At 74.6% G+C, this 14978-nt stretch carries 12 protein-coding genes, 2 rRNA genes and 2 pseudogenes; 13 read left to right on the top strand and 3 right to left on the bottom strand.

Features of this window, described 5'->3' with window-relative positions:
* The 4 genes and pseudogenes from KV557_RS37960 to KV557_RS37975 all read left to right on the top strand — a co-directional run.
* Window positions 1–125: ribosomal RNA gene (locus KV557_RS37960) — 23S ribosomal RNA — on the top strand; the annotation flags it as partial.
* Window positions 126–260: 135 nt separating this feature from the next.
* Window positions 261–377, top strand: a 5S ribosomal RNA gene (gene rrf / locus KV557_RS37965).
* 481 nt (window positions 378–858) lie between these two features.
* Window positions 859–1656, top strand: a pseudogene (locus KV557_RS45170) (hypothetical protein); the annotation flags it as partial.
* 402 nt (window positions 1657–2058) lie between these two features.
* Window positions 2059–2916, top strand: a complete 858-nt coding sequence (locus tag KV557_RS37975; RefSeq protein WP_218206202.1) for a tetratricopeptide repeat protein — start codon at window positions 2059–2061, stop codon at window positions 2914–2916.
* Between the two features lie 148 nt (window positions 2917–3064).
* On the opposite strand, the gene KV557_RS37980 is transcribed toward KV557_RS37975, so the two are convergent.
* Window positions 3065–4435 (bottom strand): DUF1015 family protein, encoded by a 1371-nt coding sequence (locus KV557_RS37980; RefSeq protein ID WP_218206204.1) that lies wholly within the window; start codon window positions 4433–4435, stop codon window positions 3065–3067.
* A 103-nt stretch (window positions 4436–4538) separates the two neighbouring features.
* Between KV557_RS37980 and KV557_RS37985 the strand changes: the two genes are divergently transcribed.
* Entirely contained in the window at window positions 4539–5120 is a 582-nt protein-coding gene (locus KV557_RS37985) for a tetratricopeptide repeat protein (RefSeq protein WP_218206206.1), read from the top strand.
* A 118-nt stretch (window positions 5121–5238) separates the two neighbouring features.
* Entirely contained in the window at window positions 5239–6279 is a 1041-nt protein-coding gene (locus KV557_RS37990) for an HAD-IIA family hydrolase (RefSeq protein ID WP_218206208.1), read from the top strand.
* Between the two features lie 28 nt (window positions 6280–6307).
* Here the strand turns inward: KV557_RS37990 and KV557_RS37995 are convergent, their stop codons facing one another.
* The gene (locus KV557_RS37995; protein ID WP_218206209.1) at window positions 6308–6655 is read right to left on the bottom strand and encodes an SCP2 sterol-binding domain-containing protein; all 348 of its coding nucleotides are present in this window, start codon (window positions 6653–6655) and stop codon (window positions 6308–6310) included.
* A 213-nt stretch (window positions 6656–6868) separates the two neighbouring features.
* On the opposite strand from KV557_RS37995, the gene KV557_RS38000 reads away from it, so the two are divergent.
* The 4 genes from KV557_RS38000 to KV557_RS38015 all read left to right on the top strand — a co-directional run bounded on the left by KV557_RS38000 (window position 6869) and on the right by KV557_RS38015 (window position 9804).
* A complete protein-coding gene (locus KV557_RS38000; protein ID WP_218206210.1) occupies window positions 6869–7708 on the top strand; it encodes a hypothetical protein in 840 nt (279 codons plus the stop codon).
* A complete protein-coding gene (locus KV557_RS38005; protein WP_218206212.1) occupies window positions 7701–7904 on the top strand; it encodes a hypothetical protein in 204 nt (67 codons plus the stop codon). The genes KV557_RS38000 and KV557_RS38005 overlap by 8 nt, the downstream gene beginning before the upstream one ends.
* Before the next feature lie 82 nt (window positions 7905–7986).
* Window positions 7987–8793 carry a TlyA family RNA methyltransferase gene (locus KV557_RS38010; protein ID WP_218206214.1) on the top strand — a complete coding sequence of 269 codons (807 nt, stop codon included), beginning with the start codon at window positions 7987–7989 and terminating at the stop codon, window positions 8791–8793.
* Window positions 8794–8895: 102 nt separating this feature from the next.
* Window positions 8896–9804 (top strand): NAD kinase, encoded by a 909-nt coding sequence (locus KV557_RS38015; protein ID WP_218206216.1) that lies wholly within the window; start codon window positions 8896–8898, stop codon window positions 9802–9804.
* A 22-nt stretch (window positions 9805–9826) separates the two neighbouring features.
* Here KV557_RS38015 and yczR read toward each other — a convergent pair whose 3' ends face one another.
* Window positions 9827–11329 (bottom strand): MocR-like transcription factor YczR, encoded by a 1503-nt coding sequence (gene yczR / locus KV557_RS38020; RefSeq protein WP_218206218.1) that lies wholly within the window; start codon window positions 11327–11329, stop codon window positions 9827–9829.
* Window positions 11330–11479: 150 nt separating this feature from the next.
* Here yczR and KV557_RS38025 point away from each other — a divergent pair.
* From KV557_RS38025 to KV557_RS38035, 3 genes and pseudogenes are all read left to right on the top strand, one after another.
* Window positions 11480–11800 (top strand): annotated as a pseudogene (locus KV557_RS38025) (YczE/YyaS/YitT family protein); the annotation flags it as partial.
* Window positions 11801–11888: 88 nt separating this feature from the next.
* Complete coding sequence (recN, locus tag KV557_RS38030; RefSeq protein WP_218206236.1) at window positions 11889–13622, top strand: DNA repair protein RecN; 1734 nt, start codon at window positions 11889–11891, stop codon at window positions 13620–13622.
* 173 nt (window positions 13623–13795) lie between these two features.
* The gene (locus KV557_RS38035) at window positions 13796–14974 is read left to right on the top strand and encodes a glycosyltransferase family 4 protein (protein WP_218206219.1); all 1179 of its coding nucleotides are present in this window, start codon (window positions 13796–13798) and stop codon (window positions 14972–14974) included.
* The last annotated feature ends 4 nt before the right edge of the window (window positions 14975–14978 follow it).

Consider the following 14978-nt stretch of genomic DNA (forward strand, 5'->3'; position numbering starts at 1 on the left):
AGATGAGCACTCCCACCTCCTTGAGAGGGTAAGGCTCCCAGTAGACGACTGGGTTGATAGGCCGGATATGGAAGCCCTGTGAGGGGTGGAGTTGACCGGTACTAATAGGCCGAGGGCTTGTCCTCAGACGCTCGCGTTCACTGTGTGGTTCCCGGGTAGCGAACAGCTATCGCCGGCGAAGTGCCTATTATTTGGCTCCGCCAAAGGGCAAGAAACACTTATCAACTGAAAAGTGTGTTTCGCTGAATACCCGATAGGGTTTCGGTGGTCATAGCGTGAGGGAAACGCCCGGTTACATTCCGAACCCGGAAGCTAAGCCTCACAGCGCCGATGGTACTGCAGGGGGGACCCTGTGGGAGAGTAGGACGCCGCCGAACAATTATTCAAGGCCGCGGCCCCAGCGATTCGCTGGGGCCGCGGCCTTTTTGTGTTTTGCGATCATGTACGGCCGGCAGGCCGGGGCCTCCGCCCAGACGCGGAGTGTTCCCGGATGCCGGACAATGGAGTTGGTGCGCGGCCAGGAGGCCGGCACTGAGCCGCGTGAGGGCCGTGACGATCGGCCCGCTCCGCGGCAGAGCTGAAGCAGCAGAAGGAGTCACCACGATGTCGAACCAGCCCCAGGACCGTCCCGAGCGTCGATCGGACGACGGCCGAGGCTACGAGCCCCGGTCCCGCGGGGGCTGGTCCAACGACCGTGGCGGCCCCCGCCGGGACGACCGTCAGGGCGGCGGTGGCCACCGTCGCGACGACCGTGACGACCGTCCGCGTCGTGACGACCGTCCGTCCGGCGGGTACGGCCACAACCGCGACGACCGTGGCGGCTCCCGTCGCGATGACCGTCCGGCCGGTGGCGGCTACCGTCGCGACGACCGCCCCTCCGGCGGTTTCAACCGTGACCGTGATGACCGCCAGGGCGGCGGTTTCCGTCGCGATGACCGCCCCTCCGGTGGCGGCTTCCGCCGTGACGACCGCCCGTCGGGTGGCTTCAACCGTGACCGTGATGACCGCCAGGGCGGCGGTTTCCGTCGCGACGACCGTCCGGCCGGTGGTGGCTTCCGTCGTGACGACCGTCCGTCGGGTGGCTTCAACCGCGACCGTGACGACCGCCAGGGTGGCGGTTTCCGTCGCGACGACCGCCCCTCCGGCGGTGGCTTCCGCCGTGACGACCGCCCCGCTGGTGGCGGTTTCCGTCGGGATGACCGTCCGAGCGGTTTCCGTCGTGACGACCGTGACGACCGTCCGCGTCGTGACGACCGTCCGTCGGGTGGGTACGGCCGTGACCGTGATGACCGCCAGGGTGGCGGTTTCCGTCGCGACGAGCGCCCCGCCGGTGGTGGCTTCCGTCGTGACGACCGTCCGTCGGGTGGGTACGGCCGTGACCGTGATGACCGCCAGGGTGGCGGTTTCCGTCGCGATGACCGTCCGGCCGGTGGTGGCTTCCGTCGTGACGACCGTCCGTCGGGTGGCTTCAACCGCGACCGTGACGACCGCCAGGGCGGTGGCTTCCGTCGCGACGAGCGCCCCGCCGGTGGCGGTTTCCGTCGTGACGACCGTCCGTCGGGTGGCTTCAACCGCGACCGTGACGACCGCCAGGGCGGTGGCTTCCGTCGCGATGACCGCCCCGCCGGTGGCGGTTTCCGTCGGGATGACCGTCCGAGCGGTTTCCGTCGTGACGACCGTGACGACCGTCCGCGTCGTGACGACCGTCCGTCGGGTGGGTACGGCCGTGACCGTGATGACCGCCAGGGTGGCGGTTTCCGTCGCGACGAGCGCCCCGCCGGTGGCGGTTTCCGTCGCGATGACCGACCCTCCGGCGGCTTCAACCGCGACCGTGGTGACCGCCCCGAGCGCGGCGGCGACCGTGGTGGCTTCCGCCGGGACGACCGTCAGGGTGGCGGCGGTTACCGTGGCGGCGACCGGGACGACCGCGGTGGTCGCTTCGAGGGCCGCCGTGACGACCGTGGCGGCCGGGACTATGACGACCGCCGTGGCAACTACGAGCCCGTCAAGCGCCTGCCGATCCCGGAGGACGTCACCGGCTTCGAGCTGGACGCGGACGTGCGCCAGGAGCTCAAGAGCCTGCCCAAGACGCTCGCCGACGATGTCGCCCGCAACCTGGTGATGGTCGCCCGCCTGCTCGACGGCGAGCCGGAGGAGGCGTACCAGTACTCGCGCGTCGCGCTCCGCCTGGCCTCCCGCGTGGCGGCGGTCCGCGAGGCGGCCGGTTTCGCCTCGTACATGACCCAGCGTTACTCCGAGGCGCTGACCGAGTTCCGCGCCGCCCGCCGGATGACCGGCCGGGCGGACCTGTGGCCGGTGATGGCGGACTGCGAGCGCGGTCTGGGCCGCCCGGAGCGGGCGCTGGCGATGGCCGGCGAGCCCGAGGTGAAGCAGCTGGACAAGGCCGGCCAGGTGGAGATGCGCCTGGTCGCGGCCGGTGCCCGCACCGACATGGAGCAGTTCGACGCGGCCGTGGTGACCCTGCAGAGCCCGGAGCTGGCCTCCAGCGCCGTGCACCCGTGGACCGCGCGGCTGCGGTACGCCTACGCCGAGGCGCTGATCGCGGCCGGCCGGGGCGACGAGGCCCGTGAGTGGTTCGCCAAGGCGGCCGAGGCCGACACCGACGGCTCGACCAACGCCTCGGAGCGGCTGGCCGAGATCGACGGCGTGGAGTTCGTGGACGCGCTCGACCCCGAGCTGGACGAGGACGACGCCGCCGACCAGGCCGAGGCCCCGAAGAAGCGTGGCGCCGACATCGCCGACGACCGCGTGATCTTCGAGGACGAGGAGGAGGTCGAGGAGTTCTACGACGAGGACGACCTCGAAATCGACGAGGACTTCGACGGCGTGGTGCCCGAGCGTTCCGGCGATGCGAACAAGAGCGATGCCGACAAGAGCGACGCCAACAAGAGCTGACGCCGCCAGGCGCCGAGCCCCAGACGGCGAGTAACGAGTGAGGCCCTGCCGCACCCCGGGAGATCCGGAGTGCGGCAGGGCCTCACTGCGTTGCGAAGTGCGTCACGCACCGCAACTGCGGCACGAACCGCCGCAAAGCCGGGGCGGCTCAGCCCAGTTCGAGGTTGCGCAGCACCAGCCCGGTGGCCGGCTTCGGCCCGAAGGAGGTGGACTTGCGCGGCATGGTGACGCCCTGCTCGGCCAGCCGCCGCACCACGCTCTCCCGCACCGGGTGCAGCAGGACGGCCGTCCCGCCGGTGCGGGCGGCCTCGCGTTCGGCGGCGACGGCGGTGTGCAGGTAGCCGATGTCGTCCGGGCCGTCGGGGACGTGCCAGGTGCGGTCGAGCAGGGTGGCGTGCAGGACGGTCGCGTCGAGGCGGCGCCACTCCTCGGGGCGGTCGTGCCGCACGGTGGCGTCGAGCAGGGCCTCCTCGGGCTCGGCGACGAGCCAGAAGACGCCGTCGCCGCCGGTGAGCACGAAGCCGTTGCCGCCGTGTCGTTTCTGCTCGGCGAGCGCCAGGAGCGCGGCGTTGAGCGGGCCCGGGACCTCCTTGACCGTCCAGCGGTCGCCGAGCCGCTCCAGCGCCTCGGCCACCGGCAGCCGGTACAGCACCCGGTGGATGGCCCGGACCCGCAGCGGGTAGCGGGCGGTGTCGACGAGCAGCACCATGCCGCGGTCCCACGGACTGCGCGGGAGGTGGCGGTGCTCGCGCTGGAGCCGCAGGTACATCTCCCAGCGGTGGTGGCCGTCGGCGATCAGGGCCCGGCAGCGGGCGAGGTCGCGGCCGATCTCGGCGATGTCGGCGGGGTCGGTGACGGCCCAGAGGCGGTGGTCGGTGCCGTCGCTGGTGGCGGTGGCGAGCAGCGGCTCCCGCCGGACGGTGCGTTCGATCACGGCGGCCGCGTCGCCGCTGCCCCGGTAGGTGAGCAGCAGCGGTTCGAGGTTGGCGCGGGTGGTGCGCATCAGGCCGACCCGGTCGGCGACCGGCCGCGGCATCACGTCCTCGTGCGGGAGCACCACGCCGGCCTCGCTGCCGCTGACCGCGAGGGCGCCGATCAGGCCGCGCTGCAGCAGCTCGGGGGACTCGGCGGTGGCGGGGACGCGCTGCTCGTAGACGTAGAGCGCGGGCTCCGGGTCGGCGGCCAGGACGCCCTCGCGCTGCCAGTCGCGCAGCAGCCGGGCGGCGTGCCGGTACCGGGTGTCGCGGTCCGGGCGGTCCCCGCTGTCCTCGGGCTCGGGGCGCGGCAGGATCAGCCGGACCACGTTGTGCGGGTCGGCGGTCTCCAGGTCGAGCCGGCGGCCGGGGTCGACGACGTCGTACGGGGGTGAGGTGACCGCGGCAAGGGTGCCGACCCGGTCGGGGACGTAGCGCAGGCCGCGGAACGGGGACAGGGAAAGACCTGCGGTGGCGACGTGCCCGGGATCGCCGGGGCCGCCCTGCGGAGTCTCGGCTCCGTCTTCTGCACTGGAGGTGCTCATTCTGGGCATCGTAATCGGGTACGCGTTGTTGAGAGATCGGAACACCTGTGCCGACATCTGGGGCGGGTGGGCGACCGAGGGGCGATCGAGGGCGAGGTACGGCATGAACGACAGGTGGGACCGGGTGGACGACGGCGGTCCGGCCGAGCCGGGCGGGCCTGGCGCCGCCACGGGCGGGGGCGGCCCGGGCACGGGCGGTGTGCCGGCGCAGGGACGGTCGGGCGATCCGGCCGGGGACGTCTACGACTGGTTCCGCCGCGGCGGGAAGCTGCTGGCCCAGGGGAACCCGGCGGCGGCCGAGCAGTTGCTGGCGCGGGCGGCGGCGGCCGAGCCGCACTCGCGCAGCATCCGGGAGACGCTGGCGCGGGCGCAGTTCGACGCCGGTTCGTACGCGGCCGCGCTGGAGAACTTCCGGGCCGTCGCGCTGGCCGATCCGTCGGACGACTACGCTCAGTTCGGGTGGGGCGTCGCGGCGGCCCGGCTGGGCGACTTCGAGGCGTCCGCCGAGCACTTGGCGCTGGCCGTGGCGATGCGGCCGGACACCGACCACTACCGGGCGGCGCTGCGGCAGACCCGGGCGACGCTGGCGGCCCGCGCCGGGGCGTTCGGCCCGCTGCTGCCCGGGGCGCCCGGCCACCTGGAGCCCCCGGCGGACGAGGCCGACGGCGTCAACGGCGACGCGTGACGGGCCGGTACCAATCGCAGAGTGCAGTGACGACGCAGTGCAGTGAACGAGCAGTGCAGTGAACGAGCAGTGCAGTGAACGACGCAGTCAACAACGCAGTGAATGAGGTAGAGCAGGCATGACCAAGACGGCCATCACCGTGCGACGGACCGCCCCCGGGGGCTGTGAGCACCCGCTCACCGAGGCGTACGACACTGCGCTGCTGGACCTCGACGGCGTGGTGTACGCGGGCCCGCACGCGATCGAGCACGCCGTGGACGCGCTGGCGGCCGCCCGGATGGCCGGGATGCGGCTGGCGTACGTGACCAACAACGCCTCCCGCCCGCCCCGGGTGGTGGCCGAGCACCTGACCGAGCTGGGCGTGCCGGCCGAGCCCGCCGACGTGATCAACTCGGCGCAGGCGGCTGCTCGGGTCGTCGCCGAGAAGGTGCCGGCCGGGGCGAAGGTGCTGGTCGTCGGCGGTCCGGGCCTGGAGGAGGCGCTGGCCGAGCGTGGGCTGGTCGCGGTCCGCTCGCTGGCCGAGGAGCCGCTCGCGGTGGTCCAGGGCTACGACCCGTCGGTGGGCTGGGCGCACCTGGCGGAGGCCTCGTACGCGGTGCAGCGCGGGCTGCCGTGGGTGGCGTCCAACACCGACCTGACCGTGCCGACGGCCCGCGGCATCGCGCCCGGCAACGGGACGCTGGTGGCGGCGGTGCGGGCGGCGACCGGGGTGGAGCCGGAGGTCGCGGGCAAGCCGCTGCCGCCGATGCACCGGGAGACGGTGCTGCGGACCGGCGCGAAGCGGCCCCTGGTGGTCGGCGACCGGCTGGACACCGACATCGAGGGCGCGTTCAACGGCGGGGTGGACAGCCTGCTGGTGTTCACCGGGGTTACCACGCCGGTGCAGCTGCTGGCAGCCCGGGCCGAACACCGGCCGACGTACCTTGCGGCGGACCTGCGCGGGCTGCTCACGCCGCACCCGGCGGTGACGGCCGCGGACGGCGGCTTCCGCTGCGGCGGCTGGGTGGCGCGGGCCGAGGACGGCGTGCTGCGGCTGGACGGCGCCGGGGCGGATCGCTGGGACGGCCTGCGGGCGCTCTGCGCGGCGGCCTGGACGGCGCTGGACGCGGACGGCGAGCCGGCCGACGGGCGGAAGGCGCTGGCCGAGCTGGGGTTCTGAGCCCGACGGGCCACGGGCCCAGGCCGGGTCAGAGCAGAGTGCGCAGCCGCAGCAGGTCGCGGATGCCCGCCTCCAGCCTGACCCGGCCGGTCGCCCACGCGGAGGCGAAGCTGAGCCGGCCGCCGACCAGGGCGACCAGGTCGTCGCTGGCCATGGTGAGCCGGATCGCCGCCTTCTCGGCGGGGGCGCCGGGCGCCGTGACGACGTCCTGGATCCGGCCGTCGCGCAGCTGCCCGGTGAAGGTCAGGTCGAGGTCGGTGATCCGGCAGCTGAGCGAGCGGTCGAGGGCCGCGGCCTTTCGGACGTCGCCGGTGGACGTCGCCATGTTCCGGCTGAGCTGTTCCAGCGCCTCGCGGCACTCCTCGGCGTTGGCCATGGAGGTGGATCCCCTCCCCGGGTGTACGGGCTTCTCGTATCGGCTGTTCGTACGGGCTTTCCGGCGGTCGACGGCGGCCGGGCGGCGGCCGTCGGTGCGGGGCCACGGTACCGCAGGAGGGTTTTGGCGGTAGCGTCGTCAGTGGGGTGCCCGGAACCGGTCGGGCACTGACGGCGACGGAGCGATGCGCGCAGGCGCTAAGGAGGCACCCGGATGCTGCCGAGGACGGTGCGGGGAGTGGTGGAGGCCGCCGCCGTGGTGGTGGAGGAGGTCGGCAAGCGGGTCGTCGGGACGGCGGCCACGATCCTGGAACGGACCGGGGTCGACGTCGCCGAGGTGGAGCGCCGGCTGGGCGAGAAGTTCCCGCCGTCGGCGAAGACGCTGCAGACGCTCGCGGAGGAGGCGGTCACCGCCGGACGGGCCGGGGTGGACCTGGCCGTCGGGGCGGCGCGCGGTGAGGTGGAGAAGGTCTTCGAGAAGGTCGGCGACCAGGTGACCAAGGTCGGCGTGGTGCTGGCCTACCTGGAGAGCAAGCTGCGTGAGGTCGAGGAGGGCGGCGTCCCGGCGGCGCAGCCCGGGCCGGCCGAGGAGGTCGAGGAGCCCGCGCCGGCGCCGCGGGCCGACGACCTGTTCGGGCGCGGCTGGGAGCAGGAGGAGCCGCCGGCGGCCCGGACGGTGGGGGAGCCGATAGTGGCGGAGCGCGTGGAGGTGGACGAGCCGGTCGAGGTCGACCCGCCGGTGGCGCCCGCCAAGTCGGCGGCCAGGACGCCCGCGAAGAAGGCACCCGCGAAGAAGACGTCGGTGGCGAGCACGGCGGGCACCGGCACCGCCAAGAAGGCTGCCGCCAAGACGGCCGCCGTCAAGAAGACGGCGGCCGAGAAGACCGTTGCCAAGAAGACGGCCGCCAGGACCGCGGTGAAGAAGACCGCCAGCACCAAGAAGACGGCTACCACCAAGAAGACGGCCGCCGCCGCCGAGGTGCCCGCCAAGCGCACCGCGACGAAGAAGGCCACCGTCCGCAAGGCCACCAGCACGAAGAAGCCCGATGCCTGACGACCCCCACGACCCCGTGACCGCCGCGCCCGAACCGCTCGGCGTCGAGCTGACCTCGACCGGCCACCCCGCCGTCGACGCCGGACTGGCCCGGCTGGAGGCGCTGGACGGGGTGCCGGCCGAGGCGCACGTCGCGGTGTACGAAGATGTTCACCAGCGGTTCGCCGACACGCTGGCCGCGCTCGACCAGGAATGACGCAGCCGGGCATGACGCAGGGACCTCTCTGCGCCGGAAGCATCCCCCCGTAGCACCCGTAGGAGCTGAAACACCAGTGGCAGTGGCACGACGCCGTCTCGACGCGGAGCTGGTCCGCCGCAAGCTGGCCCGGTCGCGCGAGCACGCGTCCGAGCTGATCGCGGCCGGCCGGGTGACCGTCGGCGGCACCACCGCGACCAAGCCGGCCACCCAGGTGGAGACCTCGGCGGCGGTCGTGGTGGCCAAGGACGAGAACGACCCCGACTACGTCTCGCGCGGCGGCCACAAGCTGGCCGGGGCGTTCGCCGCGTTCGTGCCGCAGGGCCTGGTGGTCGAGGGCCGCCGGGCGCTGGACGCGGGCGCGTCCACGGGTGGCTTCACCGACGTGCTGCTGCGGGCCGGCGCGGCCCACGTGCTGGCGGTGGACGTCGGCTACGGGCAGCTCGCGTGGTCGCTGCAGAGCGACGAGCGGGTGACGGTGATGGACCGCACCAACGTCCGCGAGCTGACCCCGGAGCTGATCGGCGGCACGCCGGTCGACCTGGTGGTCGGCGACCTGTCGTTCATCTCGCTGGGCCTGGTGCTGCCGGCGCTGGCCGGGTGCGCGGCCGAGGACGCGGACCTGGTGCTGATGGTCAAGCCGCAGTTCGAGATCGGCAAGGAGCGCCTGGGCAGCGGCGGGGTGGTGCGCAGCCCGCAGCTGCGCGCCGAGATGGTGCGCCAGGTGGCCGGGCAGGCGTGGAAGCTCGGGCTTGGCGTGCGGGCCGTCACCGCGAGCCCCCTGCCGGGGCCGTCCGGGAACGTCGAGTACTTCCTCTGGCTGCGCCGGGACGCCCCGCAGCTGGACCCGGCGGAGGCGGACCGGGCCGTCGCGGAGGGCCCCCGGTAGGGTGCTCTGCGGACGTCCGGTCCGTCATGCTGTGCGAGTGCTGTGTGACGCGACCGCACCGGGCCGAGGGCGACCCGGCAGGCGTAGGGAGAGGGCAGCGGCATGAGCGACGAAGAACGTACGGTCTTCCTGATCGCGCACACCGGCCGGGAGGCGGCGCTGCGCAGCGTCGAGGGCCTGGTGCACGGGCTGCTGAAGGCGGGGATCCGGATCAGGCTGCTGGCCGCCGAGGCGGTGGACCTGGACCTGCCGGACGGGGCCGAGAAGGTGGCCGGGGGGCCGGGGGCGGCGGACGGCTGCGAGCTGATCCTGGTCGCCGGCGGGGACGGGACGCTGTTGCGCGGCGCGGAGTTGGCGCGCGAGCACGGGCTGCCGATGCTCGGGATCAACCTGGGCCGGGTGGGCTTCCTCGCGGAGGCGGAGCGGGACGATCTCGCCGTGGTGGTCGAGCGGGTGGTGAAGGCCGACTACGAGGTCGAGGAGCGGATGACGATCGACGTCATCGTCCGCACCAACGGCGATGTGGTGCACCAGGACTGGGCGTTGAACGAGGCCTCGATCGAGAAGGCGTCCCGGGAGCGGATGCTGGAGGTGGTGACCGAGGTGGACGGCCGTCCGGTCTCCAACTTCGGCTGTGACGGCGTGGTTTGTGCGACGCCGACCGGCTCCACGGCGTACGCGTTCTCGGGTGGCGGGCCGGTGGTGTGGCCGGAGGTGGAGGCGCTGCTGATGGTGCCGATCTCCGCGCACGCGCTGTTCGCGCGCCCGCTGGTGACCTCGCCGGACTCGGTGCTGGCGGTGGAGGTGCAGCCGAAGACCCCGCACGGCGTGCTCTGGTGCGACGGGCGGCGCTCGGTCGAACTGCCCGCCGGCGCACGGGTGGAGGTGCGCCGGGGGCAGACGCCGGTGCGGCTGGCCCGGCTGCACCGGGCGCCGTTCACCGACCGGCTGGTGGCCAAGTTCGCGCTCCCGGTGACGGGTTGGCGCGGACGGGCCGACAAGCACCACTAGGCCGTGCAGTACTGACGGTTCGTCAGACCGCCAGCGGCTGGGTCTCGTCCGCCGCGCCGTACCGTCCGCCGGTGCCCGCTCGGGCGGCCACGGCGGCGAGGCGTTCGACGGCGGCGGGGGCGGCCGCGGCGGGCACGGTGAGCGGGATCCGGATGTGGTGCTCGAAGGCGCCGTCCGAGCCGAACCGGTTGCCCGAGGCGATCCGCACCCCGCTGCGCTCCCCGGCCAGCGCGAGCGCCGCGCCGGACAGCCCGTCGGTGGACACCCAGAGCGAGAGCCCGCCGGGCGGCGGCGCATAGCTCCAGGACGGCAGGTGGACGGGCAGCGCGGCGGCGAAGGCCTCGGCGGTCGACCGCAGCCGGCCCAACTGGTGCGCCCGGACGGCCGGGAGAGGTTCGCCCAGCAGCTCGGTGGCGATCAGCTGGTCCAGCACCGGGGTGCCGACGTCGCTGTAGACCCGCTCGGAGGCCAGCCGGCGCACCAGCGCGGGCGCGGCCCGCACCCAGCCGATCCGCAGGCCGCCCCAGAGCAGCTTGCCCGCGGAGCCGACGGTGACCACCTGGGCGGACCGGTCCAGCGCGGCCATCGGGCGCGGCAGCGGTGCCGACTCCGGCACGCCCCAGCCGAGTTCGGCGGTGGTCTCGTCGACCAGCACGATCGCGCCGGAGCTCCGGGCGGCGGCCAGCAGCTCGCGGCGCTGCTCCTCGCCGATCAGTGCGCCGGTCGGGTTGTGGAAGTCCGGCAGCACGTAGGCGACCTTGGGCGCGGCGCCGAGCAGTACCTGGCGCCACTCGGCGAGGTCCCAGCGCGGCTGCAGGTGGGAGTCGGAGGTGTACGGGACGGGCACCAGCCGGGCGCCGGCGAGCCGCAGCGACTGCAGGGTGTGGGCGTAGCTGGGCGCCTCGACGGCGACCCGGTCGCCGCGGCCGATCAGCACCCGCTGGAGCAGGTGGAGGCCGCCCATGGCGCCGGTGGTGATCAGGATCTGGTCGGGGGTGGTCGGCAGCCCGCGCTCGGTGTAGCGGCGGGCGACGGCCTCGCGGAGCACGGGGACGCCGGTGGGGTAGTGGCCGTGCCCGGCGGCGTAGCGGGGCAGCTGCTCGACGGCCCGGGCGGCGGCCTCGCCGAGGAAGGGCTGCGGGGCGGGCAGCGCGGCGACGCCGAGGTCGAGCGTGCGGTGCTCGTCCGGCGGGACGGGGTGCAGGGCGTCGCTGGGCGGCGGGGCGCCCTCGGGCAGGGCGGTCCAGCTGCCGGAGCCGCGGCGGCTGTGCAGATAGCCGTCGGCGCGCAGGGTCTCGTAGGCGGTCGCGACGGTGGTGCGGCTCAGTTCCAGGGCGGTGGCGAGTTCGCGCTCGGCGGGGAGCCGGGCGCCGACCGGCAGGCGGCCCTCGGTGACCAGCAGCCGGATCTGCCCGGCGAGGGTGCGGTAGGCGGGCCGGCGGGCGGTGGCCGGGTCGGGCAGCCGGGCGGTGGCGAGCAGTCGGGCGAGCGCGGGGGGAGTGACGACGGTGTGCCAGTCGGCCATGGCAGATCAGTCCACTTGCTCGGGATTGGCCCTGGAGTGGGCCTCTTTGGCCCGATCATCATGGCAGGGCGGCCATCGAGTCCGCCACCGCCGGGGCGGCCCCGGGGTGCAGCACTACCCGCAGGAGCACCCGTTGGCCACCACGACGGCGTGGACGCGCTGCCCGCCCGGATCGCGCTGATGGCCGCGGCGATCGTGCTCAACGGCCTGGCCACCGACCTCTACATCGGCGCCTGCTTCGGCCCCGGCCCGCGCGATGGCCTGATGACCGGCCTGCACCGGCGGACCGGACGGTCCCTTCGGCTTCTCCGCACCGGCATCGAACTGATTGTGCTGGCCGTCGGCATTCTGCTCGGCGGCACCGCCGGGGTCGGCACCGTCGCGTATGCGCTGGCCATCGGCCCGCTGGTGCAGTTCTTCCTGCCCTGGTGCACCGTCCCCATCGCCGGGCAAACCTCCCGGAAGGGATGAACTTCCGGGCGCGGAGTTGCCGCTCGCCGTTGTCGCTCGTCGCGCGCCGGGGGTGGAACCTCGTAAGGTCGTCTCCGTGTTGGACGAGATGCGGATACGGGATCTTGGGGTCATCGACGACGCGGTGGTCGAACTGGCCCCCGGCTTCACCGCCGTGACCGGTGAGACCGGCGCCGGCAAAACCATGGTGGTGACCAGCCTCGGCCTGCTGCTCGGCGGCCGGGCCGATCCGGGGCTGGTGCGCAACGGCACCGGACGCGCCGTCGTCGAGGGCCGGCTCGGCCTGCCCGCCGGCTCCCCAGCGGCGGCCCGCGCGATCGAGGCCGGGGCCGAACTGGACGACGGCGCCCTGCTGATCAGCCGCACCGTCTCCGCCGAGGGGCGCTCCCGGGCGCACGTCGGCGGCCGGGCCGTGCCGGTCGGGCTGCTCGCCGAACTCGGCGAGGACCTGATCGCCGTGCACGGCCAGACCGACCAGCAGCGGCTGCTGCGCCCGGCCCGCCAGCGCGGCGCGCTGGACCGGTACGCGGGCGAGTCGGTCGCCGAACCGCTGGCCCGTTACCGGGAGACCTACCGGGCGCTGCGCGAGGTGTCGGCGACCCTGGAGGAGCTCACCACCCGGGCCCGCGAGCGGGCCCAGGAGGCCGACCTGCTTCGCTTCGGCCTGGACGAGATCGCCGCCGCCGAGCCGGTGGCCGGCGAGGACGTCGAGCTGTCCGCCGAGGCCGAGCGCCTCGGCCACGCCGACGCACTGTCCTCCGCCGCCACCCTCGCCCACGCCGCCCTGGCCGGCGACCCGGCCGACCCGGAGGCGCTGGACGCCGGCACCCTGCTCGCCCAGTCCCGCCGGGCCCTGGACGCCGTCCGCCAGCACGACGAGCGCCTCGCCGCCCTGGCCGACCGGCTCAACGAGGTCGGCTACCTGCTCGCCGACGTGGCCGGCGACCTGGCCGGCTACGCGGACGACCTGGACGCCGACCCGGTGCGCCTCGCCGCCGTCGAGGACCGCCGGGCCGCGCTGGCCCAGCTGCTGCGCAAGTACGGCGGCCCGGACAACACCCTCGCCGAGGTGATCGCCTGGGCCGAGGAGGGTGCCGTCCGGCTCGCCGAACTCGACGGCGACGACGACCGGATCGACCGGCTCGGCGCCCGGGAGACCGCGCTGCGGGCCGAGTTGGCCGAGCTCGCGGCCGAGGTGTCGGCGGCCCGGCAGGCCGCCGCCGGGCGCTTCGCCGAGGCCGTCTCCGCCGAGCTCGCCGAACTGGCCATGCCGCACGCCCGGGTGACCTTCTCGATCAGCCAGGTCGACGACCTCGCCGGGATCGAGATCGAGGGCCGCACCGTCGCCTACGGCCCGCACGGCGTGGACGAGGTCGAGGTGCTGCTCGCCCCGCACCCCGGCGCCCAGCCCCGCCCGATCGCCAAGGGCGCCTCCGGCGGTGAGCTGTCCCGGGTGATGCTCGCCGTCGAGGTGGTCTTCGCGGGCGCCGACCCCGTCCCCACCTACCTGTTCGACGAGGTGGACGCGGGCGTCGGCGGCAAGGCCGCGGTCGAGATCGGCCGCCGGCTGGCCAAACTGGCCGAATCCGCCCAGGTCGTGGTCGTCACCCACCTCCCGCAGGTCGCCGCCTTCGCGGACCGGCACCTGGTGGTGGAGAAGACCAACGACGGCACCGTGACCCGCAGTGGCGTCAAGGTGCTGAACGACGAGGAGCGGGTGCGCGAACTCTCCCGGATGCTGGCCGGTCTGGAGGACTCCGAGCTGGGCCGCGCCCACGCCGAGGAACTGCTGGCCGCCGCCCGGGCCCCGCGCCAGCGCTAGCCGACCCCGCGCCGACGCCGGCGGCCCTCGCGGCACGACGACGCGCCCCGTGGCGCCGACTGTCCAAGAGGGCCGCCGACCTGGCATGGTGGCGGCTGGACACTGGCTTTCCAGTCCCGAGCGCCGCCGGCGGGCAACCCTCGCAGCGGGGCGCGCGAACCTGATCGAGTCGGATGCGAGACGACGTGGACCATTCCGCCGCCCGGGTCACCCCGGCCGCCCCCGAGCCGGGGCAGCTGCACGTGGTGCTCGTCCTGGCCGCCAGTACCGGCGGCATCGGTGCGCATGTGCGCTCCCTGGCACAGGGCCTGGTCGCACACGGGGTGAGCGTCACGGTCTGCGCGCCGGCCGGCACGGACGCGCTGTTCGGCTTCTCCCGCACCGGCGCGCGGTTCCACACCGTCGACATCACCCCCACCGCGGGCGCCCGCAGTGACGCCACCGCGATCGGCGAGCTGCGCCGGGCCTTCACCGGCGCCGACGTCGTGCACGCCCACGGGCTGCGCGCCGGGCTGCTCTCCGACCTGGCGCTGCGCACCGCCGGCCGCTTCCCGGGCCTGCGCCCGGAGACGCCGCTGGTGGTCACCTCGCACCACGCGCTGCTGGCCACCGGCATGGAGCGGCGCCTCCAGCGGCTGATGGAGCGCCGGGTGGCGCGCGCCGCCGACCTCGTCCTCGGCGCCTCCTCCGACCTGGTCGCCCGGGCCCGCGAGCTGGGCGCCACCGACGCCCGGCTCGGCCCGGTGGCCGCCCCGCCGATGCCCGAGGGCCGGCTCGACCGGGCCGCGGCGCGGGCCGCGCTGCTCGGCGACGGCCCGGACCGGCCGCTGGTGCTGGCGGTCGGCCGGCTCGTCCCGCAGAAGGCCTTCGGGCTGCTGCTGGACGCCACCCGCGAGCTGTCCGCGCTGGACCCGGAGCCGCTGCTGCTGCTCGCCGGGGACGGCCCCGAGATGGGCGCCCTGCGCGAGCGGATCGCCGCCGAGAAGCTGCCGGTGCGGCTGCTCGGCTACCGCACCGACGTGCCCGACCTGCTGTCGGCCGCCGATGTGGTGGTCGTCTCCAGCCGCTGGGAGGCCCGCTCGCTGGTGGTCCAGGAGGCGATGCGGGCCGGCGTGCCGGTGGTCGCCACCGCCGTCGGCGGGATCCCCGAACTGGTCGGCGACGCGGCCGTGCTGGTGCCCTCCGGCGACCCGGCCGCGATCGGCCGGGCCGTGCGCGAGCTGCTGGCCGACCCGGCCCGCCGGGAGCGGCTGGTGGCGGCCGGTCGCCAGCAGGCCGAGACCTGGCCGGACGAGGCCGCCACCGTCGCCCAGGTGCTCAGCACCTATGACGAGCTGGTGCAGCGCGCTTAGGGAC

Origin of the sequence: Kitasatospora aureofaciens, assembly GCF_019192735.1 — a bacterium.
In the GTDB taxonomy this organism is placed as follows: Bacteria; Actinomycetota; Actinomycetes; order Streptomycetales; family Streptomycetaceae; genus Kitasatospora; species Kitasatospora aureofaciens_A.